Below are 24102 nucleotides of genomic sequence, written 5' to 3' on the forward strand. Positions count from 1 at the left end.
CTTTCAGGAGGTGTCAGAAATCCGGGTGGGTGGCAGTTGCGTGGTATTTGCCGGCATGGAACACCAGGGGAGCGCCGCCGTCGTGGTTGTATCCCTCAACTTCACCCACATAGATGACGTGGTCACCGGCGTCATGCCGGGAGACCGTCCTGCATTGGAACGTGGCGACGGCACCGTTGAGGAGCGGCACACCGGCGATGCCCTCGGTGGTCTCCGTTCCCGCGAACTTGTCCGTTGCGGGCGTTGCGAACTGGCGGGACAGGACGTGCTGGTCGCTGGCAAGAATGTTGATGGCGAAGTGCGTAGCATCCTCAAAGTCACCCAGGCTGGGCGCTCGTTTGCTGGGGCACCACAGCACCAGCGGGGGTTCCATGGAGACTGAGGTGAAGGAGTTCGCGGTCATGCCTACCTTCCTGCCGTCGGCGGCAACAGTGGTCACCACGGTAACGCCCGTGGCGAACTGGCCCAAGGCACCCCTGAAATCCCGGAGGTCGAAGGCAGCTGTGTCGTCCTCCTTCCGGGCCTGCATGAAGTCCGCGGCGGCCGTGGGGTCGAACCACCAGGGGTATGAGGTTCGGAGGTCGTCGAAGCCGGCCACAATGCTTGCCGCCAGGGCCGGGTGCTCCGCGGCCTCGCTCAGCAGTATTTTCTGGTGATCCCTGCGGGGCTTGAGGAGATCGTTGGTCCATTCAACGGCCCACTGGCCCCAACCGCGCCAGAACTCGTCGAAGGTGCGCTCCATCCATGCGCGGTCAAAGGGCTGCTGGCCGCGGCGGACGATCGAATCAAGGTAGTACTTGGCGGCCAGCGTGGCATTGTTGGAACCTTGCCCGGTGAGGGGATCGTTGAGGACCACGGCGTCGCCGAGGCCGAACACCAGTTTCCCGTTGCCGAGTTCCCCGACGGCGGACCGCACCGTGGGCGTGATGCGTCCCAGGAGCGTTGCACCGCTGTCTGTCAGTTGCGCGTCGGCAAAGTTTTCGGCCTCATGTGGGAAGTGCTCCCGCAGGATCTCCAGTGAGCGTTCCAGTTGCTCTTCGGGGCTCCCGACGTCGGTCCAACAGTCCATGGGGCCGCCCACCACGCCCTCGAACACCATCATGCGGCACGGTCCGGAGACGGTCAGGCCAGGGAACGTAAAGAACTCGCCGACGCCGGGTGCCATGGACATGCGGATGGCGTCACCGTGGGTGTCCGTGCTGTCGGAGGACGTGACGTAGTTCAGCGCCAGGACCCGCTGCGGACGGTCGAAGGGCGACTTTGCCTTGTCCCGCGGGAAGATCTGGCCGATTTCGCCCTTGCCCGTGCTCACAATGACCAGCTCGTAGTCGCGGGCGAGTTCTTCGAGCATGCGCGCGGTGACTTTCTCGATCCGGAAGTCCCCGCCGTTGGAAACGAACGTCTCGATCCAGAGGGCACTCTTGATCCGCTGGTCGATGGAACGGGCCGGGCCGTCCAGGGGTGCCTCCCACTCGATGGGCTGCTCGGCGTTGACGCGCAACCGGATCGAGGTGATACCGGGCACGGCCCCTGATTCATAGAAATCCGTGAGCGCTGCGCCCATCTGGGCTTCGGCGTCGAGGGCCGTGGAGAACATGCATTGGCTGGACATGACCTTGCCCGTGCGGATCTGTGCGGCCGAGCGGTCGGACAGCAGCGTGACCTCGTAACCGTCCCGCTGCAGGCCCAAGGCCAGTTGGGCGCCGGATTCGCCGGCCCCGACGATTGCTATTTTTCGCATGGTTGAATCCTTGCTGGCAGGGGTGTGCTACAAAACTTTGGCGGAGGCGAGTTCGGCCAGGTAGCCGGCGGCCTTGTCGGGGTACATGAACCACTCCTGGAATTCCGGTGGATGGTTGAAGCCGTTCGCGAACCGGTGGGCGATGGCAGGTTCCTGGTTGGCTGCGCCCAGAAGCTCCAGGACATGCGGCGGTGGCGGGGCCAGGAGCGCATTGGTCCAGTGTGCAACGTGCTGGGCGTAATCCCAATAGCGCTCGAACGTGGCCTGCATGAACCCGGCGTCGAATGGACCGCTGTGCTGGACGATGCTGTCCGTGTACGACGCCGCGCACTTGCTCGCGTTGTTGGACCCTTGGCCCGTGATGGGATCGTTCAAAACCACGACGTCGGCCAGGCCCAGTACCTGCCGACCGCTCGGGAGCGTGGCGATCGGGTGCCGGACCGTGGGTGCGAACCGGCCTTGGAGGATGCCGTTGGGATCGGTAAGTTCCACATCCGTGGCGCGTTCGGCTTCCCACGGCAGGAAAGTCTGCAGGATCTTCTTGGAGTTCTCCAAGTGCTCCTCGGGCGTCAGGCCCTTCCAGGTGTCCATCGGGCCGCCGGGCACGCCCTCGAAGACCATGATTTCGCAAGGGCCGGTGGTGGTCAGTGCAGGGAAAACGAAGTACTCCCCAACACCGGGGATGAGGTTGAAGGACACTGCCGAGTAGTCTTCCCGGGGTGTCAGACCCTTCACGTAGGTCAAGGCCAACGCCCGCTGCGGTGCGTCATAGGTGCTGCGTTCGGCGTCGCGGGTGAAGAGCTGCGCGATCTCGCCCTTGCCGGCCGCCACGATCACCAGGTCCGAGTTCAGCGTGTACCTTTCCAGCTCGTCAACCCCCGCGTCTTCGAAGACCAGCTCGCCGCCGCGCGCGACGAACTCTTCCATGAAGCGCGGGAACTTCACCCGCTGGTCGATCGACTTGGCGTGATTGTCCAGGCGGGAGGCCCAACTGATGGCTTTCTCGCCCGGCACCTCGGGGTGGGGGATGGTGAAGGAGATCCCGTCCACGGTGGGCGCATCGGGCCAGAAATCCAGCCCCAGCGCCCGCTCATTTTCCAAGGCGTCGTGGAAGATGCACTGGCTGGAGGCGACTTTGCCGTCACGGATTTCTTCGGGTGTCCGGTTGGAGATGGTTGTGACCTGGAAACCGGCGTCCAGCAGGCCGATGCCCAGCTGCAGTCCGGACTGGCCGGCACCGACGATGGTGATGTGGCGTTGAGTCATGGTGTTGTCCTCTTCTGTTGGTTCGGATCGCTGTTGTCAGTTGGCTGCGAGCAGCGGGATGGTCTCTTCGGCGCGTTCGGGGCCCAAGGCGGAATAGCCGCCGTCGACCGCCCAATCGGCTCCCGTCACGAAACTCGCCTGGTCGCTGGCAAGGAAGGCGACGACGTCACCCACCTCGCGCGGACGGCCAACCCGCCCCAGCGCGTGGAACGGGGCCGCGACGGAGTCCGTCTTTTCAAGGCTTCCGTTGCTCAGGGTGTCCATGATGTTGCTCCATACCCAGCCCGGGCTGACGGAGTTCACCCGGATGCCGTCTGCCGCGAAGTCCACGGCCATGCTGCGGGTGATCTGGACCAGGGCTGCCTTGCTGGCCGGGTACAGCCACCGGCCGGTCTGGGCTACAGAGCTGGAAATGGAGGTGAAGTTGATGATGGCTCCGTGCCCGGAAGCTTTGAGGTAGGGACGGGCTGCGTTGGCCGCCACTACCGCGCTCACGAGGTTGACGTTGAGGGCTTCGAGCCAGTCGGCCCTGCCGGACGCTGCGCCGTCGTCCTTGTAGGTGCAAGCGAGGTTCACCAGGATGTCCAGGCCTCCGTGCTGGGCGGCCGTGCGGCTGAGCAGCGCTTCCACTGCGGAATCGTCCGTGATGTCTGTGTGGGAGTAGTGGATTCCCGCGCCGAGCCCGGCGGTGAGTGGTTCGCCGTCGGGCGCTATATCAGCAACCACCACGGTGGCGCCGGCATCCCGTAACGCGGTCACCACTCCTTGGCCTACCTTGGTGGCGCCGCCGGTAACGATTGCCGTCCTGCCCTTCAGTGCTGACATGGCCAGACCTTTCCTTGGTGGATTGTTGCGGAATTATGACGTGCGTCATATTCGTTCTGGATGCGACTCTAGATAGCGTGCGGCGGCGTGAATATCCGTTGAGCGCAGGCATCATCCGGATTACGCAGGCTCGTCCTCTTCTTCGTGCCAGCCCACCCACGCCGCCGATGTGAGCCGCGCTTCCCTTGCCAGGAGCTCCGCGGCCCACAAGTCAAAGTGGTTGAGGTCCCGCTCTTCGCGACGATCGTGTACGAGCTTGATGTTCTTCACTTTCCCCACCTGCCTTTCGAGCGTTGTTTCGGTGCTGTGAGCTGGGTCATACTTGTCTTAAAAGCGACTCTAGACAGCCGCTGCACTCCGGAATATCCACATGGCGCGGGGATCATCCGAAAGGCGAAAGCTGCGAAAAAACCCTGTGAAGTAGGTGGCAGATGGTGAGGATTCTTCCCCGGGACGTTCTACGGGGACGGCCGACAACGGCCACTAAGGACGTGGATGAAGCCCACGCGAAGATTGCCGAACTGTTCTGCAGCCATGAGCTGGCGCCGCGGACCAGGACATCCGCCGTGGACATGAAGTTGCGGTCCCTCCATCGGGCCGATGTTGGCATCGAGTTCCTGGATTACGGCGCCGATGTCCGGATCGACCCTGAGGGCCTGCAGGATTTCCACCTTGTGCAGATTCCGTTGGCCGGCCACGCGACCATGCAGGTGGGGTCCGCCATCGTGGAATCCAGTCCCACGATGGCCAGCGTCCCACCGATCGACAAGCCGTTTTCCATGAGCTGGGACGGCGGCAGTCCGCACTTGATCGTCTATGTGCGCCGGCTGGCCCTGGAGCGCGTCGCCGCGCAGTTATACGGCGAAGGTGCCGTGGACCTGGGCTACGGCATGGACCTTAACGGTGGGGCAGGTCGCGCCTTCCTGAGGGCCGTCGTCGAACTTCACGACGACATGATCAGCCGGCCGCAGTCCGTTGCGCCGCAGTTTGTGCAGGGGCTCCTGGCGGACAGCATGGTGTCGCGTCTGCTGATGGCCATGGAACGCCCCGGGGACGACGCCCGCGATCCCGAAGCCGAGAGCAGGCTGGTGCGTGAGTGCCGTGAACTATTGGAGCGCCACGCCTTCGAAGAGCTCACCGTCCCGGACATCGCCGAGTGCCTGGGCGTGTCCGTCCGGACCCTGCAGACCGCGCTCAGGGCGGAGACCGGCGCTACGCCGTCAGAGCTGCTGCGGAGCATCCGGCTCGACCGGGCCCGGGAAATGCTGCTCGAGGCCGACCCGCGCGAGCAGAGCGTCACGGCGGTGGCGGAGCTCTGCGGATTCACGCACCAAGGCCGCTTCTCCGCGCTGTACTTGAAGACTTTCGGCGAACTGCCCTCGGAGAGCCTGCGCCGGTGAGCTGGGGCGCCTATGCCTCCAGCACGTAGGTCTTCAGGTCGTCCAGTGTCTGCTGCATGTGGGCGTCCATGGCGAGCCGGGCCTCGTTGGGATTCCGTGACTCCAAGGCGGCGGCGATCTTCCGGTGGTGCCCGATTGCGTGCTCCTGGATTTCCGGGAAAGCCGAGGTTTCCGTGCGCCGGGCTTCGAGGACCCGGTGGAGCGGTTCGAACAGGACGGCCACAAACACGTTGCCGGAAGCATGGAGGATCACGTCGTGGAAGGCGAGGTCGGCTTCCACAAATCCGGCGAGGTCGTTGACTTCGTGCGCGGATTGCATCTTTTCCACATGCTCTTTGAGCGCCACGAGCTCATCGTCCGAAATGCGTTCGGCGGCCAGTTCGCATGCGCCGGTTTCGAGCATCCGGCGCAGCTCGATCAGCTGGATGGCAGCTGCAGCGTCCTTGGTTCCTTCGGAAGCTGCGCGCAAAACAGCTTCGAGTGAGGCCCACTGATTCAAGGGGTTCACGAATGTGCCACGGCCTCGCTCCACGCTGAGGATCCGCTGCGCTTCGAGGGTTTTCATGGCTTCGCGCACGGTCATGCGGCTCACCTCATGCTTGGCGCTGAGTTCCAGCTCGCCCGGGACCACCGTTCCGGGCGGGAATTCGCCCGCCACAATGCGGTCCAGCAACTCGTCAGCTACGACGCCGACCAGCGACTTGCGTGCCATATTTCCCCGTTTCCTGTACTTCAGACCGCCCGGCGCCCTTTGTATTTTCCCGCGGGACCGGATGGATGTCAGACATCTTACGCTGGCGGCTGCCAGCTCGTTCTCCAAAACCCGTGTAACGCTTGGGCACATTCATCCGGCCGCTCCCAGTGCACGTTGTGACCGGCGTCGGGAATGGCCTTCAGCTGCCGGTTGCGGCCTGCCGCCACGAACTCACGCATCTGGTCGATGGACCGTACCCGGTCCCCGGTTCCTGCGATCACCAGCAAGGGCGCTTGGACGCGCCCGGGCACTGAAGGTTCGACGCCGGTCATGGCCGCCATCGCGCTGGCGGACAGAACCGGGAAAGGTACGTCGAAGCCTTTGCTCAGCATTGCCATCTCTTGGTCGGCCAGCGGTCCGTACCAGGCGTTCATGAGCTTCGCTTTGGTGGCCGCGTCGAAGAATCCCTGCTCCAACTGGGACACCAGGAGCTTCTTGAAGCCCTCATTTTGCGGCGCTGGAACCATGCCCACCAGGGTCACTGTTGCCACCAGTTCCGGCCTGCTGGCGGCCAGAGTCAGGGAGACGCTGCCACCCATCGAGTGGCCCACCACATGAACCGGCTGGCCCCCCAAGTCCGAAATGAGCGCCGCCACCGAAGCAGCGGCAGTGTCCAGCGTCCACGCAAAGTCGGGCAGGTCCTCGCCTGGGTGGTAGCCGGGGAGGTCGATAATCCAGACTGGCCGGCCGCCGTCGAGCAGTTTCTCCACCAGCGGTTCCCAGTACAACGAGCCCGACGCCCAGCCGTGGATGAGTACGGCCGGAACCTGCTCCCCGGCGCCAGCGGGCACGCGAACATCCACGAATGGAAGCGGAACAGCGCTGTCAGCCATGCCCCCAGCCTAGTGACGACAGGCACCTTGCGCGGGGAAGAGCTGTGTGTCACACTGGCATTCAAATGTTAGATGTCTGACATCTTACATTCATCACACAGCAACAGAGATTTCCCACGATGGAGTGCACAGTGACCCTTGAAGCCGACGTTCTGGCCGCTTTCCCGGCGGAAGTCCAGATTCCCGCCCAGCTGGTTGCAGATGCCGTTGCGGCGTCGGCCGCAGCCGCACCGAAGATCCTGGTGGTCCTCGACGACGACCCCACCGGCACGCAGTCCGTCGCGGACCTCGCGGTTCTCACCCGCTGGGAGGTCCAGGACTTCACGTGGGCCTTCGCCCACATCAGTGAAAACAACACCAAGCCCGCGGTTTACGTCCTCACCAACACCCGCAGCCTGGACCCCGCCGAAGCCGCAGCCCGCAACGAAGAGATCGTGCGCAACGCATTGGCCGCGGCTGGCCCAGCCGGTTTGAAGCTCGGATTCGTCAGCCGCAGCGACTCCACCCTCCGCGGCCACTACCCGCTGGAGCCGGACGTCATCGCCGCCACCGTGGCCGCTGAAACCGGCGAAACCACCGATGGCGTCGTCATCGTTCCCGCGTTCCCCGACGCTGGCCGCGTCACCATCGGGGGAGTCCACTACATGCGGGGTGACGCCGGTTCGCTCACCCCCGTGGCCGAGACCGAGTTCGCCAAGGACGCAAGCTTCGGCTTCGCCAATTCCGAGATGGCCAAGTATGTGGAGGAGAAGTCGCAGGGTCGATTCCCCGCCAGCGACGTGATCGTCCTGGACCTGAACATCATCCGCGCCGGCGCCTCCGCTCAGGACCCCGCCATCTCCGCGAAGGCCATCGCCGACGCCATCGAGCCGGCCACCAACTCCACCCCGATCGTGGCCGACATCGTCACCGAGAACGACTTCCGTGCCCTGGCCCTGGGCCTTGAAGAAGCAGAACGCCGCGGCAAGAAGCTCCTCTACCGCGTAGGTCCGCCGTTCGTTCGTGGCCGCATAGGCCAGGAGATCCGCACGGCCCTCACCGCCCAGGAAGCCTACGCAGGCAACACTCCCTCCACTGCAGGCGGACTGATCGTGGTCGGCTCCCACGTCGGCGTGACCACCCGCCAACTGAACAACCTCACTGCCGAGCACAGCTCGGCGAGGATCATCGAGATCGATGTAGAACAGCTGCTGGGCGCTGAAGCCGATGCCTACATCGCAACCGTTGTGTCCGACGTCGTCGGCGCCCTTCGCAGCGGCGACGTCATCGTCCACACGAGCCGCCTGCTCATCAAGACCGACGACGCCGCAGCGAGCCTGAAGATCGCCCGCACTGTCTCGGCCGCCGTCGTGGCTGTCGTGAACCGCACGCTCAAGACCTTCCCGCCGCGTTTCGTCATCGCCAAGGGCGGCATCACCTCCTCGGACGTCGCCGCGCACGGCCTGGAAATCCGCCACGCGATCGTCCGCGGCCCCATGCTTCCGGGCATCGTCTCCCTGTGGGAGCCGGTGGACGGTCCCGCGAAGGGCATCCCCTACATCGTCTTTGCCGGCAACGTCGGCGATGACCAATCCCTGGCCCAGGTCACCCGCAAGCTCAGCAACTCTTTCTAGAAGCACCCCACATTCAATGGAGAACACCATGACCAGCAGCAACTACACCGTCACAGTCCTGGGCCTCGGCGCCATGGGCCTGCCCATGGCAACCCGCCTCGCGTCCGAGCTGACGGTTCACGGCTTCGACATCGCCGAGCCGCGCCTTGAACTCGCAGCAGCGGCCGGGATCAAGACCTTCGCCTCAGCCCGCGAAGCTTCCCAGGACGCCGACGCACTGCTTCTGGCGGTCCGCAACGGCGAACAGCTCAACGATGTCCTCTTCGGCGAGAACGGCGTTGCCTCGGTGCTGAAGCCGGGCGCCGTCGTGATCCTTGGCAGCACCGTCGGCACTGAAGCCATCCCGGTCACGGTCGCCAAGCTGGCCGAGTACGGCGTGGCCCTCGTGGACGCTCCGTTGTCCGGTGGCCCGAAGCGTGCCGGTGAAGGCGACCTGCTGATCGTGGTCGGCGCCGAGCCTGAAGCACTGGAGAAAGCCCGTCCCGCACTGGAGCTCCTGGCCTCCACCCTGAGCATCGTGGGGGACAAGCCCGGCGACGGCCAGGCACTCAAGACCGTCAACCAGCTCCTGTGCGGCGTGCACATTGCCGCTGCTGCCGAGGCCATGGCCCTCGCCGACGCCCTCGGACTGGACCAGGCCAAGACCCTCGCCGCCCTCGAAGCCGGTGCCGCCGGTTCCTTCATGCTCTCCAACCGCGGCCCGCGCATCCTCGAGGCCTACACGGAGGACGGCGCCGAGGTCCTCAGCCGCCTGGATATTTTCGTCAAGGACATGGGCATCGTGGGCAAGGCAACCCGGGCCGCCGGCCTTGCCGCACCCGTAGCCGCCGCCGCTGAACAGCTCTACTTGCTCGGCCAGGCCCAAGGCCTCGCCGCCGCCGACGACTCCGCCGTCATCAAGGTTGTTGCGCCCACAAAGCGCACCTCCTAGCCACCCCAGATAAACCCGCGACGACGGCGGTCCCCCCTCCGCCGTCGTCGCACCTCCCACCGGTCTTCTTTAGACTGGTACGTCAAAGGAGACACCCCCCAATGAACCCCCTCGTTAGCTCGCTGATGGTTCGGGCGGCCGATGCCCCCGCCATCAAACCCGCAGTGGAGCTGGGAACACCCCTCCTGCTGACCATCGCCGCGGCAGGCATTGCCTTGCTGTTGGTGTTGATCATCCGCTTCAAGATCCAGGCGTTCGTCGCCCTCCTCGCGGTGAGCATCCTGGTGGCTGTTGCCGCGCAGATTCCGCTGAAGGACATCTTCACCGTGGTCACCAACGGTGTGGGCAGCACCATGGGCAAGGTCGCTTTGCTGATTGCCTTGGGTGCCATCCTTGGCCGGATGATCGAAGTCTCTGGCGGCGTCCAGTCGCTGGCGACGCACTTCACTGAGAAGCTCGGTGCCAAGCGTGTTGCCGTCGCGTTGACCGCCGTCGGCTTCCTGGTGGCTATCCCGGTCTTCTTCGAGGTGGGCGTGATCGTCCTGGTCCCCATCGTTTACGCGTTCGCCAAGATCGCGAAGGTCCACCCCATCAAGTTCGGCCTGCCCATGGCCGGCATCATGCTCTCCATCCACGTGGCAGTTCCGCCGCACCCAGGGATCGTTGCGGGTGCGGGTGTCTTCGGAGCCGACATCGGCCTCATCACCATGATCTCGTTGATCATCTGCGTGCCGCTCGGTTTCCTGTCCTACTGGGTTGCCAGCATCATGAACCGCAAGGACTACGAGCTCCTTCCCGGCGTCAAAGCCCAGGTTGAGGAATTCGGTTCGGCAGAAACCCTGGTCCATGTTGGCCATGACGGACCTGGAGCCCAGGCGATCGCCCCTCCCCGTCCCGGCCTGATCATGTTCCTCATCGCGGCCCCCATCGTGCAGATCCTCCTCGGCACCGTGGGTACGCTGACCATCGCCAAGGACAACTACTGGTACGGCGTCGCCTCGTTCATCGGCAACCCATTCTTCGCCCTCCTCGTCGCCGTGGCGCTTTCCTTCTTCCTGCTCGCTGTCCGCCGCAACTGGTCGCTCAAGGAAACCGGCGAGATCTTCGAAGGTGCGCTTCCTCCCATTGCCTCCATCCTCATGGTGGTCGCGGCCGGTGGCGTCTTCGGTGAAGTCCTCCGCACCTCGGGCATCGGCGCGGCCCTGTCCCACACCCTGGACAGCCTGGGCCTGCCGGTGATCGTGCTTGGCTTCATCATTTCGTTGGCATTGCGGGCCGCGCAGGGTTCGGCAACGGTGGCGATTGTGACCACCACCGGTCTGCTCACTTCCGCTGTCATGGAAGGCGGCTACTCACCCGCACAGATCGCTGTGATCGTCATCGCCATCGGTTTCGGGGCCCTGGGCCTCTCCCACGTTACGGATGCCGGTTTCTGGACCGTGATCCGCTACTACGGACTCACGGTGTCCGATGGCCTCAAGACCTGGACCGTCCTCACCACCATCCTGGGGTTGGCAGGCTTCGCACTGACCTACGTTGCCTGGATCCTGGTGGGAGGGTTGGCCCACTGATGCGCGTAGCACTCGACGACCTGGTCAACTCGGCCCTCGCCTCCGGTTCGGCCGTCCCGGCCTTCACTTGCTACGACTTCACCACTGCCATGGCGGTCGTTTCGGCTGCGGAGGAAGCCCGACGGGGCGTCATCCTGCTCGTGGCTCCGAAGACGGCCTCCACTTCCAACGGCCTTCGGCTGATTGCGGCCCTGCGCGGACTTGCCGACTCCGCAAGCGTCCCGGTGTCCGTCCAGCTGGACCATGCTTCGGATCTCAAGGTCATCCGCGATTCCGTGGCCGCCGGTGCGGACGCGGTCCTGGCCGATGGTTCGTCGCTGCCGCTTGAGGACAACATCGCCCTGGTCCGCGAGGTCCGTGCCGCGTTGGACGCTTCCGGACACACCGACGTCGTGATCGAAGCGGAACTGGGCGGCCTGGCGGGCGACGAGGACAAGGCATTCGGCGCGGAAGATGCAGCGCACGACGCCGGTACTTCAATCGCGGGGTTGACTGACCCGTCGCAGGTGGCGGACTTCGTTGAGCGCACCGGAGCGCAGCTGCTGGCTGTCGCCGTCGGCAACGTGCACGGCAAATACAAGGGCGAACCCAACATCCGGTGGGATGTGCTGGAGGACGTCGCGACGCGCACCGAGGTACCGCTGGTGCTCCACGGGGCATCCGGCATCCCCGCGGACGAGCTCGCGAAAGCTCCCTCGTTGCGGGTTGGCAAAGTGAACTTCAACACCGAACTACGCACAGGGATCCTGGCCACACTCGAGGCGGAAACCGCAGCATACCGGGCAGATGGCGAGAATCTTCAGGGTTTGTTGGCACGTTGGAACGGCACTGCGGGCGCATTCGCGGGCGCCACGCTGGAGCTCCTGAGCGCCTGACAGCCCGCCCCAACAACACAGGGAGGCTAGGATCAGACCATGATTCTGGCCTCCCTGATTTTCGCCCTGATTGCGGCTTTGCTTCACGTATTCATCTTCACCATGGAGTCCATCACCTGGACCAAGCCATCCACGTGGAAACGCTTCAACCTCACCTCGCAGGCCGACGCGGAGACCACCAAGTCGCTCGCCTACAACCAGGGGTTCTACAACCTCTTCCTGGCCATAGGCGCGTTGATCGGCATCATCGCAGTCTGGGCCGGGGCTCCACAGGTAGGTTGGACCCTCGTGTTCAGCAGCTGTGGATCGATGCTCCTGGCGGCGCTGGTCCTCGCGGCCAGCGGGAAAAAGTACCTCCGCGCAGCCACCACCCAAGGCATTACACCCTTGCTCGCCGTCGTCCTTGGCGTGCTGGCCGTGACACTCACCTAGACACGTTGGTGGCCCTCTGTTCCGCTGTTGGGCAACGACGGAATAGCGGGGCCACGACGTGCGTATCGAAATTAGTGCTCCGGCGGACCGGCCTGGGCTGCGGCGTCATCCATCCACAGCACCTCCCAGTGGTGGCCATCGAGGTCGCGGAAGGCCCTGCTGTACATGAATCCGAGATCCTGGGCGTCATAAGTCTCAGATCCGCCGGCTTCGAGGGCCTTGTTCGCCAGGGCATCCACCTCTTCGCGGCTCTCGGCTGAAATGGCGACAATAGCCGCCGTCGAATTCTTCGTATCCGCAATGGGCTGCTTGGTGAACTCGCTGAACTTGGCGTGCGTCAGGAGCATGGCGTAGATGGTGTCGCTGAAGACAACGCAGGCAGCGGTCTCATCTGTGAAGTTGGGGTTGATGGAATAGCCAAGTGCTGTGTAGAAGGACTTGGAAGCCTCGAGGTCGCTGACAGGCAGATTCACGAAAATAGACGTAGTCATGGCTCTGATCCTGCCGGTGTTTCGACGCCCCGTCCAGACCCCTCCCTCCAGAGCGGCAGCGGCACAACCCTGAGGCTTCGTCCGGATTCATCGAGGACATGGCCGAGGCGCTTGTACGTCCGGACCACCGCTTGCCGGGAGATTACCGTGCTGCCAGGTGCCCGGTCGGCCAATTCGCGTTCGAACGCCTGCGCCTCCAGGTAGTCCCGGACCCACAGCGTGACCACCAGGTTGTGCGAGCCGAGTACCTGGGCACTGAGCCTGCAGTTCGTTTGTGAAGCGAAGTAGCGGCCGACGTCTTCCACGTACTGTGCCGGAACATTGAGCATGAGTGTCACCTCCCGCAGGCCCCGATTCGCTGCAGTGGACGCATCGCACCTCAGCGTGATGTAGCCGGACGCCAGAAAGCGTTCCACGCGCCGTCGGGCAGTTTGCGGCGAGACGCTGCAGGCTTCTCCCAGTTCAGCCCATGAGGCACGTCCGTCGTTGGCAAGTTCCTCAAGCAACGCGGCGTCCAGCCGATCGGGGGAGTAGCTTGCCGGTGCCGTCTTGGCTTCAGCTGAGACCAGCCGCGCGCGTGCGGGTTCAAGTGTTCCGCTGCGCCATTCCGAGGCCTGCCTGTAGAGCTTGGTGACAAAGACGACTTCCCGGTGGGTGAGGCCAGGCAGCGCAGGAAAGGCTCCGGTCACGATGTCCATGAGTTCCTCGTGGCTGGACGCGAAGCAATCCATGAAGACGTCGTGGGAGCCTGTGACCATGGAGACGGTGCCGAACGCCGGCACCTCGCACAGCCTCTGTATCAGTGCTTCGCTTTCGCCGGGCAGTGAAGAAAGTTGGATGAAAGCCGACCAACCGGCACTGAGGTAGCGCTGTCCCGGGGATGGTGTGATCCATGCCAATCCCTGTTCGGCCAACGCGTTCCAGCGCCTCGCCACAGTAGGGCCGGACAGGCCCAGAGCATCCGCAATACGGCTCCATTCCGCCCGTGGATTGATCTGAAGGGCATTAACGATTTCGAGGTCTAGTTCGGAGACATTGGCCGATTCGTTCAAGATTCACTGCCTTGTGAGTTTCAAACAATTTGAACGTCAGCATAACTGACGGTCATAGCGTTGTGACTCGCATCACCACCGGCGAATCCGCCCAGGACTCTAGGAAGCTCATGGCAAGCAAGACAGCACCACCGGCAGCGGCCACCACGCGCAAAACCATCGCAGGAATGATCCTCGCGATGGCACTCATCGAATCGCTCAGCGGCGTTACCCAGGGTTATCTGAACCCCATCCTGCCCGCACTGGGACCGGTCTTCGAGATTGACGATCCCACCATCAACGGCGTTTTCCTCATCTCAAATGTGAGCTTCGCCGTCCTCACCCCCATCATTTCAAGGCTCGGCGACAGCTATGGCTACCGACTCGTACTCCGTTGGTCCACAGGAGTAGTAACGGTGGGCGTACTGCAAATGGCGCTGTGGCCGACGCTGTGGACGGTGACCTTTGGCGTGGTCATGTTGACCTGCGTGGTGGGCTTTATCCCGCTCATGATGGGAATTCTCCGTGTGACGAGTCCCGCCCACACACGGACTGGCGTCAGTGTCATGATCGGCATGCTCATGATCATGGTGGGAGCCGGCGGCCTGCTAGCCGGAATCGTTGGCGTCACCGACCCAACACTCGGATTTTGGGTGGCGGTTCCGTTCGCGATCATCGCATTTGTTTGCTCCTTCCTGCTGCCCGACGCCGGGGTCCCGACCCGGGAGGGGATGGCCGTTAAGCCGTTGTTGGCTTGCTCCCTGGGGCTGATTGGGTTCGTGGTGGCGCTCTCCATGGCACCGGAATGGGGCTGGCTGGACGCCCGTACCCTCGTGGCCGGCTTGTTGGGGCTTGTCCTGCTGGCATTCTGGGCCAAGCGAGATTTCAGCAGCGCCGCCGGACAGCGATTCATGGACCTGCGCATGCTGGCCACGCCGCGGATCCGCGCCATTTCCGTGGCAACGTTCTTCTTCGGCTTCGCTTCGATCAGCTACTTCGGCACCAACGGCATCTTCCTGCACTCCAACCCGGACAAAACAGGGTACGGGTTCGCTCTCAGCCCGCTGATGATCGCGATTGTCCTTGCTCTGGCATCCGTACTCTCCTTGGTCGCGTCCCTCCTGACGGCACGGGTGCTCCGGAGATTCGGTGAGCGGGCCACATTGGTCTTTGCCGGCGTTCTGCTGGCTGGCGGGTTCTTGGTCATGATGCTCGCGCACCGCTCCTTTGCCGGATACTGCGTCGGCTTTGCCATGTTCAACCTCAGCTTGGGGATGTACCAAGCGGGCACCCGCTCGCTGTCCGTGGAGGGAGTCCCCTTGGAAGAAACGTCAACGGCCGCTGGGCTCAACGAGTTGGCGTTGTCAGTCGGCATCGCCGTGGGCGCGGCAGTGGTCAAGTTGTTGTCGTCCGCTTCTGTCGCCAACGGACGCATCACCGAAACCGGATTGCTGACCATCTGGGGAGCCCTCGCTGTCGCGGCCCTGATCGCCGCGGCGGCCAGTGCCCGGTACCCGAAGCGCCAGGCCGCAGAGGTGACGGCATGACCGCCGGGCTGGACAGCGGGACTGCAGGCTCCGCCGTCGTGCCCGCCTCCCGGGCGGACGTCCAGGCTGTACTGGAGCGCGAAGTTCAGCGATGGAAACCGGACATTCTGGACCTTAGCCACGCCATCCACGCCGACCCGGAGCTGGGTAGCCAGGAATTCCGTGCGGTCAAACGGGTCAAGCGGGTGCTCCGAAAGGCCGGGTTCACCTTCGACGAAATACAGCCGGAACAGCCCACCGCGTTCAGTGCGCGCTTCGGATGCGGCCAACTTGTGGTGGCACTCTGCGTTGAATACGATGCGTTGCCGGATATTGGGCACGCCTGTGGACATAACGTCAACGCGGCCAGTGCGGTGGGCGCAGCACTGGCTCTGGCCGCTGTGGCCAAAGAGCTGGACATCACCGTCAAGGTCCTGGGAACTCCGGCGGAAGAGACCACCGGGGGAAAGGTGGACCTGATCGAGGCAGGTTTTCTCGACGACGTTTCACTCGCCATGATGGTCCACGCCGGAGCATCGGATGTGGTGGGCGGCTCGTCCTTGGCCATGTCCATGTGGGACGTAGTCTTCGAGGGACGCCCGTCGCATGCCGCCGCGGCGCCGTCGGAAGGAGTCAACGCGTTGGACGCGCTGGTGGTGGCCCAGCTGGCCATCGCCCTGTCCCGGCAGCAGCTCCCCGTGGGTTCGATCGTCTCGCTGATCGTCACCGAGGGCGGCAGCGCAGTCAACGTCATTCCCGAGCGCTCCCGGGCAAGTGTGGAAATGCGGGCACCCGGTATTGGGCAATTGCGACTCATCCAGGACAAGGTCCGGCGCTGCCTCGAAGCCGGCGCCCACGCGAGCGGCTGCACCCTGCAACTGAGCTCCCAAGGCAACGACTACGCAGAACTGCTGCAGGATCCGTTCCTGTCCGGGGCATACAAGGAAGCTATGAAGGCCATGGGAAGGGACGTAGTGTTCAACGCCGACCCGGTGGCCTCCACGGACATGGGCAACGTCTCGCAAATCGTGCCATCCATTCATCCGATAGTGGGTTACGACGTCCGGGGCGCTGTCCACCACACCGCCGAGTTCGCCGCGTTCGGCGCCTCTGCGGGTGCCGACAAGGCGGTTCTTGATGGATCGTTCGGCATGGCCGCCGCGGCCTGCGCTGCGGCAATGGACGCGGAGCAGCGGAAGCGCCTGCTGGAGAAAGCACCCGGGTAAGCCGAACCTGCGGCAAGCCTGCTGGCCCCGTTCCACGAGGGGGCGGACAATGGAGGCAGCGCGCGGGTCAGCGCGCTCGTAGGGAGAGCCATGGAGAGGGCCAGGCAGACACACCCTCCCGCCGGCCTGGATGAGGCCGTGCGGCGGGATCCTGCGATCGACCTTGTCCGCTTCACATGTCTGCTCCTGGTTGTTGCCGCGCACTGCATGATGGTCAGCCCTGTCCTGCACAAAGACGGCACAGTGGACACGCAGAATGTCCTCATGGACCAAAGCTGGTTCACTCCAGTGCTCTGGGTGCTGATGATCGTCCCGCTTTTCTTCGTGATGGGCGGGGTCACCGGGCTCCAGTCGTGGCGGAGGCTCGCGGCCCGCGGCGGAACGGGCTTCGACTTCGCCCAGCTCCGGCTCCTGCGCCTGGTCCGCCCTGCCATGGCCTTGCTTGCACTGATGTGGGGCGGGCTATGGGTGGCGTTGCTCCTTGGCGTGCACCCCCAGGTCATTCAGCTCATGACGGCTGGTGCCGCGATGCCCCTGTGGTTCCTCGCGGCATTCCTGACCGCGCAACTGAGCATTCCGCTGATGGCCCGGTTGCATGAAAAGTCGCCGCTGGTGGTTTTCGGTGTTCTGGTGGCAGCGATTATCACGGTTGATTCCCTCCGTGGAGCCATTCCGGTGCTCGCGTTCACCAACATGATTTTCGTTTGGTGCGCCGTCCAGCAGCTGGGTTTCCTGATGGCCGACGGCTTCTTTGAGCGACGCAGCCGCACGTGGCTCGTGGGCGCAATCGTGGCCAGCAACCTCCTGCTGGGTCTCGTTACCGGCGTGGCTGTATATCCGGGAAACATGGTGGTGAACATCAACCCACCCAACCTCTGCTTGCTTCTCTTGGGCATCTCCCAAACAGCAACGCTCCAGTTGATCCAGCCGGGCCTGCGGTGGGTGGCCAGCGCCCGCTGGGTCCAGGCAGTGATGGCGCTCGCCGGCCGCAGGTCCATGACCATCTATTTGTGGCACCTTCCGCTGCTGGTGGGGTTGTCGGGGATGCTGCTGCTGACCGACCTTCCGATACCCGACGCCGGCACTGCCGACTGGTGGTGGGCGCGGATTCCCGTCTTCGCCGCGGTAGTCGCCTTGCTCGTTCCAGTCGTGTGGCTTTTCGGCCGTCTGGAGGAACGTCCGACGGCGGCCAGCCACGCACGCGGTCCCTCACGCATCGCTGTGGTGACCGCCGCCGTCGTGGTTTTCGTGCCGGTTGCGGACGCCGCTTTCAACGGCCTGACGCTGGCTCTTCTGGGTGGGGGAGCGGCCTGCTTCGCGCTGTCAGTCCTGCTGCTGGGCAGGGTTCCGACGCCGCCGTTGGCCGAGCCGGACGCGAACGTTACGGAACGGCGTGAGGCTCAGGTGCCCACGTTGCCAGAGCCGGATTTAAGTGCCAATCTCGAACCATGACCGAGTACACGGATTCACTGGCAGAGTCGTTCCGCGCTGGCGTCACTACGGTGCGCAACGACAAATTTCACCGCTATGAGCTTCACGTAGACGGCGAGCTGGCGGTGATCTCCCAGTTCCTCGACAGGCCCGGCCACATCGATTTCATCCACACCGAAACCAAGCCCGGCTTCAACGGACAGGGCTTGGCCAAAGTGCTCGCCCACTTCGCCTTGGATGACGTAGTGGCGTCCGGCAAACGCATCATCCCGCACTGCCCCTATATCGCGGCCTACCTGAAGAAGCACGAAGGCTACGAACAGGATGTCGATTGGCCTGCAGAGCGGCCCACCGGCGAGCCCGACAACGAGTAGCGGGTTATCCGGCTGCCCTGACGTAACCGCCTGAGCTGAGCTTCACCCGTGCACAGCATTGGTCGGTGACCTCAGTGTTGCTTCCTGCGCTCCTGGCGCTGACAGTAAGGTTGCTCACCAGGTCTCCTCCACTGCGGGCCTCACGCTCGGAGACTTTGTGGCTGAACGAGATGGACCTCATGCCGCCCGCGGGGAGGTCTCCCATGTCGAAAGGCGACGTGATCCCAGCGAAGATGACGTCGCCTTCCGCGGCGGTGGTTTGGCGGCCCGGAATCAGGTTGGTGTCCAACAGGGTGGCCGAGTCATCGTTGAGGATGTCAGCGGTGAAAGTTACCACCTGGCCCGCGCGCGCTACCAGGACGTCCGGGGTGTACACCAGGGTCAGGCCGGGAGGGGCGTCAGGGGCTGAAGCCTGCAGCGGCGGGGAGTCTGCGCCGGGGGTGAAGTCCAAGGCCAGGTTGCTGAGCCGTGACAGCCAAAGCGAAATAGTGGCAATCGGAAGCCCCAAAAGCTCCGCCATTTTTTCGGGACAGTAGCCCTCACCCAAGGCCATCATGAATTGGTCATAGATGGTCCGCCGTGCAATCGCTTCCGGCACGCGGAATTCCTCCTGCTTACTGCCTTGTGATTGCCTCCTGCCCTAGCCACGTTATAGCTCGGGGCTAGGCTCCGGCAAGGTGAGCCTGATGTTGGTAGCCGGGCGGCCGGGCCGGGACCTGGTATCCCGTATGCCCAAAGGGCCAGTCCTTTCGCGTCCCGCTGAGGGAGACGATGGCGTCGTGCTCATCGAGTACTGCGAGGCCACGGCACGTACCGCGAACCTGCATGGCACTGATGATGCTGCCGCCATGCACATGATCGGATTCCGTCACCAGGTAGGAAAAACTGCGCATGACTGACTGGCCCGGGGCCAGTATGTCGATGCGGAGGTCCCGTTCCACTGGTTCCGACGTGTACGCCAGCATCTCCATTCCCTCATTGGTGAGGGACCTCGGCACCAGGGTGATATCCCGTACGTGACTTGAGGAGTCGTTGGTGATCCAGGCGGTAAAAATGACAGTATCGCCGGGGATGGCCACCGGCCGGTCCGCTCCATAGACGAGGACGACGTGACCCGCGTTCTTCTTCCGGGCCAACGGCCCGGAGCGACGCATCGGCAAGGATCGAACGATGGTGTTCTGCTGTGCGAGCAGGTTTTTGTGGGTGGCGCGCATCAGTTTTAGGAAGGGCCGGGGGCGCCTGATATCCATGAGTCCTCGCTTGGCTCCAGGGGATGGGAAGTTCACGCCTAACAAGTAATGCGAGGGCCCGAATCGTGATGCGAAAAACCAAGTTGTCTACAGGGCGGGAGCTGCCGATTCAAGTCACACAGGTTGTGATGGCACACTATTGTTTATGGATCAAGTATTTGCGGGTGGGGCCGGCGGGGCGTCCCCAACTTTCGCGATGGCCTCCGGCAGTGATCCCCAGATCATGGCTTTGGTGCGTGAAGGCGTCACCGAGGCCTTTGATGTGCTCTATCAGCGGCACCTGAAAGTTGCCCAGTACGTGGCCCGGGCGCAGACCGACAACCCTAGTGACGCCGATGACGTCGTTGCTGAGTCGTTCGCCTCCATCTTCCAGTTGCTCAAGGAAGGCAAAGGGCCAAAGGAGTTCTTTCGGTCCTACCTCCTGACCGTCGTCCGGCGCACCGCCCATGACAGGAACCGCAAGGCCCGCCGGATGCCGACCGCTGCCGATGAAGCCATTCTCGATTCCCCCGTGCTGGACAACGACCCCGTCCTCAGCGACCTCGAGTCGAGCATCATGGCCAAGGCGTTCAAATCCCTGCCTGAGCGGTGGCAGGCCGTGCTGTGGCACTTGGACATTGAAGGGCTCAAGCCAGCCGCGGCGGCGCCTTTTGTCGGGCTCACTCCAAATGGCGTCTCTTCATTGGCCATCCGTGCCCGCGAAGGCTTGCGCCAGGCCTATTTGCAGCAGCACATCAGCCAGACCGTGGACCAGGCATGTGATGAATACGCCAGCCAACTGGGGAAGTATGCGCGGAACGCACTGAAGCGCACCTCGCAGGAAAAGGTCACAGCCCACCTGGAAGGTTGCGCCCAGTGCACCGCGCTGCTCATTGAGCTCAATGATGTCCAGGGCGGCATGCGGACCATCCTGTTCCCTTTGGTCACGGGGATCGCTTTTACCCCTGGCGTGATTGCGGCCATTGGATCCGGAGCTTTGTCCGGAACGGCATCCTCGGGTGCCGGCAGCACCGCAGTGCCCGGCAAGGTGGGACTCCAGTCGGTCAGCAGGGCCTGGCAGCTGGCGGCGTCCATCGTCTTGGGAGCCGCTGCCTTGGCCGGTCTCCTTGTGTGGTTGATGCAGCTGAACGCGGGCTCCCAATCGGCGACCGAAAACAACACGGCCACCATAGTCCCGCCTGTTCACGAAACCTCGGCGCCGAGCACCTCGCCAAGCCCGGGCATCGGGCCGACGTCCACGCCGTCTTCGGAAAGCGCGGCCGTACCGCCGGCCGCAAAGGCGAGCCAGCTGCCCGCCGTCGTGGTTCCACCAACGGAGCGGGCGCGGCAGAGTGCCGTCGTGGTTGACTCCGGGACGGTATTTTCGACGACGGCGCCAGGCGTTTCCGCCTCCTCGTCACCGTTGACCCAAACGGTTGATGCGACGTTCGCCGCTGCTGTCGGTTCGACGTCAACGGATCGGGAGCTCCGGGTGGGGTTCTCGCTCCAGGGGGACGGCACCCCCACCACGGGGGAAGTCGTCTTCGCGTTGCCGGACCAGGCGGCCTTTGTGGAGGGAAGGACGGTGGCTCCCAATGGGTGGTCTTGTGCCACTGACGCAGCAAATACGCGCCAGCTTCGCTGCACCACGGACTCCCTGAATGCCGCCGATCTTTCCTTCACCTTGGGAGTGGACATGCCGCCGGCTGCCGAGGGTGGAACGGTGAGCTATCGGTTCGCTGGCCAGGGCATCGTGCCTAAGTCGTTCGCCAACACCGTGCACTAGAAACAACCCAAAAAAACTTTTTCAAAAAACCGCGTCACGATTCGAGCTTCCCGCGCACTTTACAACGGAGCCCATCTGGGCCTCCTATCGGGAATGCAGAGCGATCTGCATAAAAAGTGAGGATCGGCCGTGAAGACGACTGGCATCCCACCCACGTTGTCGGTTCGCCCGAGTCCCCGTGGGTTGGCCAAGGGTACCGCTGGGAGGATTGTTGCGATCCTCCTGGGCGCCTGCCTCGCCCTCGGGGCAGTGGCGGGTATCGCCGTCGCGCCCGTCGAGGCAGCGGCGACGTCTTCGGACGGCCTGACTGCCACGGTGAACCCGGCCAGTATCCCTCCCCGGACAGCAGCTGGAAGCCCGGGATTTACGCTGGCAGCCACGGATACTAATCCGCACGGCGTTGCCTTCACCCACTACACCCTTTCGGGTGTTCCGTCCGGCTGGGACGTTACGGTGGACGGCGTTATCCAAGGTCCGGCGTCGTCAAACCCCGTGATCTACCTCCTCGAAAAGGCGGATGCGCTGGGTGGGGCCGTCCGGATTCTTCCGCCGCTTGGCTTCCGGGGAACCCAAGCCGGCATAGCCTTATCGAGGATCACGGCTACCGCTGAGTTGATCACGGATTTCGACGGCGGAACCTTCAATTACGTCGGGACAGCCAAGCCCCAATTGCCTGCGGCCAACACCCAGTACGGCTACCACGACCCCACCACCTTGATGGGTACGGCGCCCTACAAGCAGTACGGGCCATTGGACGGGTACTACTCGATCTGGGGGACATCCCGGTTCCGTGGGCCGGACGTTTCCTACAACAACCTCTGGGCCGATTTCCGGAGCGTGACCAACCCACTTCCGGATGCAACGTACAGCTCTGCGGCAGCCTGCCAGAACGCTCCCGCAAACTTTGCCGGCATGATGCTTCCACCAGGGACCCCGGTCACTGACTCCGAGTCCGCAGCAAACGGCAAGTTCATGATTGTCAACGGTTCCAAAGACCTGCCAGTACCCAACAACCTGATTCAAACAACTGTCAACGTGGCGCCCCATACCTGGTACAACTTCACCGGATACACGGCGAATTTGAGCTACGACAGCTCGGCCACTGTTGGTGTGCGGTCAGCTTTGTTCGTCGGCGCGCACCCCGGAGATTCGGGTGAGTTGGTAGGTACCTCGCCAGCCCTTGCCAAGCAGCCTTCATGTGCCAACTCCGAGACCACATGGTCCTACAACACCGGAATGTGGTTCTCGGGATCGAACACCACCGCGGTCCTCGGAGTCCGCAACTTGAGCGGCGGGGGATTCGGCAACGACCTTGGCGTTGACCAACTCAGCTTCAAGGAAATGGCCACGTCAACCTTTGACGCCGTAGTTGAGGTTCCTGATGCCTCTCCGGTTCCAGTTCCTGCCATGGACTTCTCCAAAGCCGCGGATACCTCGGGCATCCAGCAGCCGCCTGTTGCCGGCGACCGGATCACGTACACGTTCACGTCGAAGAACACGGGCAACGTGAAGCTCACTGGCGTGGACATTGTTGATCCGCTTGCTGGCCTCCCGGCGCTGGCCTTCACCTGGCCGGGCACCACGGGTGAACTCCTTCCCGGCCAAACCGTGACGGCAAAGGCCGTTTATGCGATCACCCAGGTGGATATCGACGCCGGACACGTCGCCAGCACTGCAACCACCACCGGGAGTCCGCCCACCGGGAAGGCGCTGACGCCCCAGCCCGTGAGCAGTAACACCGACTTGGTCCAGGCGCCGGGCATTGCCTTCAGCAAAACGGCCGATGTTGCAGCGGTGCAGTCACCGGCAAAGGTCGGGGACAGGATCACCTACAAGCTGGTGGCCCAGAACACCGGAAATGTCACGTTGACCAACGTCTCCATGGACGATCCCTCGGCTGGATTGTCTGCGATGACGTTCAGCTGGCCAGGTGCCCCCGGGGCGCTCCTTCCGGGTGAAGCCGTCACCGCTACAGCGAGCTATCCGGTAACCCAAACAGATATCGACGCCGGTCACGTCGCCAGCAGTGGAGCAGCCACTGGTACTCCTCCATCCGGCATCCCCGTCACCCCTCCTCCGGGCGAGACCGACACCCCGCTCTCACCGGGTTTCGGTTGGGAGTTCTCCAAAAAGGCCGACGCCTCGGCGATTGGAGATCCCGCCCGGTTGGGTGAGGTGATTGTCTACCACTTCGTTCTTAAGAACACCGGCACTGTCCCCATGGCTGGAGTCAAGGTTAACGACCCGCTGGTGGGCCTCCAGAACCTGGTCTATACCTGGCCCGGTGTGGCAGGAACCCTGCTTCCCGGTGAAACGATGACGGCCACCGCGGACTACGCCATCACCGAGGCCGACATCAAGGCAGGCAAGGTTGCCAACACTGCGACCGCAACGGGGACCCCTCCCATGGGGCCGTCCGTCACCACGCCTCCGGCACGTGTCGTGGTGATCTTTCCTCCAGTGGACTCCGCGGACGCTGAACGAGTCACACCCGCTCCCCCCGCCGCTTCCGGCGGGGTGGATCAATTTCCGTCGGGATCCCCGGTCACTGCACCACCTGCAAGTGTTGCTGTGACTTCCCCGCCGGAGGTTCCGGGCCAGCCGGGAGGGGCGTTGGCCAGCACGGGAGTTGTCCTCACCGTGTTGCCGATCAGCCTCCTGGCATTCGGCTCGGGACTGTTCCTGTTCCTCAGCGGACGTCGCAGGCGTTCCGGGGCATAGGACAAAGAGTGCGCGGCAATCGGGGCCCCAACCCCGGTTGCCGCGC

22 protein-coding genes are annotated in these 24102 nt (G+C 63.7%); 12 read left to right on the plus strand and 10 right to left on the minus strand.

Annotation, left to right across the window (positions count from 1 at the left end):
• Positions 1 to 13: 13 nt before the first annotated feature.
• The 4 genes from AC5RU9_RS08775 to AC5RU9_RS08790 form a co-directional block, all read right to left on the minus strand.
• Positions 14 to 1741 (minus strand): flavin reductase, encoded by a 1728-nt coding sequence (locus AC5RU9_RS08775; protein ID WP_494016127.1) that lies wholly within the window; start codon positions 1739 to 1741, stop codon positions 14 to 16.
• Positions 1742 to 1768: 27 nt separating this feature from the next.
• Complete coding sequence (locus AC5RU9_RS08780) at positions 1769 to 3007, minus strand: styrene monooxygenase/indole monooxygenase family protein (RefSeq protein ID WP_494016128.1); 1239 nt, start codon at positions 3005 to 3007, stop codon at positions 1769 to 1771.
• A 36-nt stretch (positions 3008 to 3043) separates the two neighbouring features.
• Positions 3044 to 3832 carry an SDR family oxidoreductase gene (locus tag AC5RU9_RS08785; protein WP_494016129.1) on the minus strand — a complete coding sequence of 263 codons (789 nt, stop codon included), beginning with the start codon at positions 3830 to 3832 and terminating at the stop codon, positions 3044 to 3046.
• A 120-nt stretch (positions 3833 to 3952) separates the two neighbouring features.
• Positions 3953 to 4102, minus strand: a complete 150-nt coding sequence (locus tag AC5RU9_RS08790; protein WP_494016130.1) for a hypothetical protein — start codon at positions 4100 to 4102, stop codon at positions 3953 to 3955.
• A 221-nt stretch (positions 4103 to 4323) separates the two neighbouring features.
• Between AC5RU9_RS08790 and AC5RU9_RS08795 the strand changes: the two genes are divergently transcribed.
• The gene (locus tag AC5RU9_RS08795; protein WP_494016131.1) at positions 4324 to 5232 is read left to right on the plus strand and encodes an AraC family transcriptional regulator; all 909 of its coding nucleotides are present in this window, start codon (positions 4324 to 4326) and stop codon (positions 5230 to 5232) included.
• A gap of 10 nt (positions 5233 to 5242) precedes the next feature.
• Here AC5RU9_RS08795 and AC5RU9_RS08800 read toward each other — a convergent pair whose 3' ends face one another.
• Positions 5243 to 5944, minus strand: coding sequence for a FadR/GntR family transcriptional regulator (locus AC5RU9_RS08800; RefSeq protein WP_494016132.1), 702 nt, complete (start codon positions 5942 to 5944; stop codon positions 5243 to 5245).
• Positions 5945 to 6021: 77 nt separating this feature from the next.
• Positions 6022 to 6819 (minus strand): alpha/beta fold hydrolase, encoded by a 798-nt coding sequence (locus AC5RU9_RS08805; protein ID WP_494016133.1) that lies wholly within the window; start codon positions 6817 to 6819, stop codon positions 6022 to 6024.
• 131 nt (positions 6820 to 6950) lie between these two features.
• Here AC5RU9_RS08805 and AC5RU9_RS08810 point away from each other — a divergent pair, with 131 nt between their 5' ends.
• The 5 genes from AC5RU9_RS08810 to AC5RU9_RS08830 all read left to right on the plus strand — a co-directional run bounded on the left by AC5RU9_RS08810 (position 6951) and on the right by AC5RU9_RS08830 (position 12241).
• Positions 6951 to 8432, plus strand: coding sequence for a four-carbon acid sugar kinase family protein (locus tag AC5RU9_RS08810; RefSeq protein ID WP_494016134.1), 1482 nt, complete (start codon positions 6951 to 6953; stop codon positions 8430 to 8432).
• Positions 8433 to 8460: 28 nt separating this feature from the next.
• On the plus strand, positions 8461 to 9363 hold the full coding sequence (locus AC5RU9_RS08815) for an NAD(P)-dependent oxidoreductase (protein WP_494016135.1): 903 nt from the start codon (positions 8461 to 8463) through the stop codon (positions 9361 to 9363).
• Between the two features lie 101 nt (positions 9364 to 9464).
• Positions 9465 to 10934: a GntP family transporter gene (locus tag AC5RU9_RS08820; protein ID WP_494016136.1), complete on the plus strand. Its 1470-nt coding sequence runs from the start codon at positions 9465 to 9467 to the stop codon at positions 10932 to 10934.
• Positions 10934 to 11809: a class II fructose-bisphosphate aldolase gene (locus AC5RU9_RS08825; protein ID WP_494016137.1), complete on the plus strand. Its 876-nt coding sequence runs from the start codon at positions 10934 to 10936 to the stop codon at positions 11807 to 11809. The genes AC5RU9_RS08820 and AC5RU9_RS08825 overlap by 1 nt, the downstream gene beginning before the upstream one ends.
• 39 nt (positions 11810 to 11848) lie before the next feature.
• Positions 11849 to 12241 carry a DUF1304 domain-containing protein gene (locus AC5RU9_RS08830; protein WP_494016138.1) on the plus strand — a complete coding sequence of 131 codons (393 nt, stop codon included), beginning with the start codon at positions 11849 to 11851 and terminating at the stop codon, positions 12239 to 12241.
• A gap of 71 nt (positions 12242 to 12312) precedes the next feature.
• Here AC5RU9_RS08830 and AC5RU9_RS08835 read toward each other — a convergent pair whose 3' ends face one another.
• Positions 12313 to 12732, minus strand: a complete 420-nt coding sequence (locus AC5RU9_RS08835) for a VOC family protein (protein ID WP_494016139.1) — start codon at positions 12730 to 12732, stop codon at positions 12313 to 12315.
• Positions 12729 to 13784 carry an Lrp/AsnC family transcriptional regulator gene (locus tag AC5RU9_RS08840; RefSeq protein ID WP_494016140.1) on the minus strand — a complete coding sequence of 352 codons (1056 nt, stop codon included), beginning with the start codon at positions 13782 to 13784 and terminating at the stop codon, positions 12729 to 12731. Before AC5RU9_RS08840 ends, AC5RU9_RS08835 begins: the two co-directional genes overlap by 4 nt.
• 110 nt (positions 13785 to 13894) lie before the next feature.
• Between AC5RU9_RS08840 and AC5RU9_RS08845 the strand changes: the two genes are divergently transcribed.
• The 4 genes from AC5RU9_RS08845 to AC5RU9_RS08860 all read left to right on the plus strand — a co-directional run bounded on the left by AC5RU9_RS08845 (position 13895) and on the right by AC5RU9_RS08860 (position 18320).
• A complete protein-coding gene (locus AC5RU9_RS08845; RefSeq protein ID WP_494016141.1) occupies positions 13895 to 15310 on the plus strand; it encodes an MFS transporter in 1416 nt (471 codons plus the stop codon).
• The gene (locus tag AC5RU9_RS08850) at positions 15307 to 16515 is read left to right on the plus strand and encodes a M20 family metallopeptidase (protein WP_494016142.1); all 1209 of its coding nucleotides are present in this window, start codon (positions 15307 to 15309) and stop codon (positions 16513 to 16515) included. The genes AC5RU9_RS08845 and AC5RU9_RS08850 overlap by 4 nt, the downstream gene beginning before the upstream one ends.
• A gap of 90 nt (positions 16516 to 16605) precedes the next feature.
• Positions 16606 to 17967, plus strand: coding sequence for an acyltransferase family protein (locus AC5RU9_RS08855; RefSeq protein ID WP_494016143.1), 1362 nt, complete (start codon positions 16606 to 16608; stop codon positions 17965 to 17967).
• Entirely contained in the window at positions 17964 to 18320 is a 357-nt protein-coding gene (locus AC5RU9_RS08860; RefSeq protein ID WP_494016144.1) for a GNAT family N-acetyltransferase, read from the plus strand. Before AC5RU9_RS08855 ends, AC5RU9_RS08860 begins: the two co-directional genes overlap by 4 nt.
• Positions 18321 to 18324: 4 nt before the next feature.
• Here AC5RU9_RS08860 and AC5RU9_RS08865 read toward each other — a convergent pair whose 3' ends face one another.
• Both AC5RU9_RS08865 and AC5RU9_RS08870 read right to left on the minus strand, forming a co-directional pair.
• On the minus strand, positions 18325 to 18918 hold the full coding sequence (locus AC5RU9_RS08865; protein ID WP_494016145.1) for a hypothetical protein: 594 nt from the start codon (positions 18916 to 18918) through the stop codon (positions 18325 to 18327).
• A gap of 64 nt (positions 18919 to 18982) precedes the next feature.
• Complete coding sequence (locus AC5RU9_RS08870; protein WP_494016146.1) at positions 18983 to 19570, minus strand: hypothetical protein; 588 nt, start codon at positions 19568 to 19570, stop codon at positions 18983 to 18985.
• A gap of 145 nt (positions 19571 to 19715) precedes the next feature.
• Between AC5RU9_RS08870 and AC5RU9_RS08875 the strand changes: the two genes are divergently transcribed.
• Both AC5RU9_RS08875 and AC5RU9_RS08880 read left to right on the plus strand, forming a co-directional pair.
• Entirely contained in the window at positions 19716 to 21335 is a 1620-nt protein-coding gene (locus tag AC5RU9_RS08875; RefSeq protein ID WP_494016147.1) for a sigma-70 family RNA polymerase sigma factor, read from the plus strand.
• A 129-nt stretch (positions 21336 to 21464) separates the two neighbouring features.
• On the plus strand, positions 21465 to 24056 hold the full coding sequence (locus tag AC5RU9_RS08880; protein WP_494016148.1) for a DUF7507 domain-containing protein: 2592 nt from the start codon (positions 21465 to 21467) through the stop codon (positions 24054 to 24056).
• Positions 24057 to 24102: the final 46 nt, after the last annotated feature.

The sequence above is a fragment of the Arthrobacter sp. B0316-5-4 genome (genome assembly GCF_059090325.1).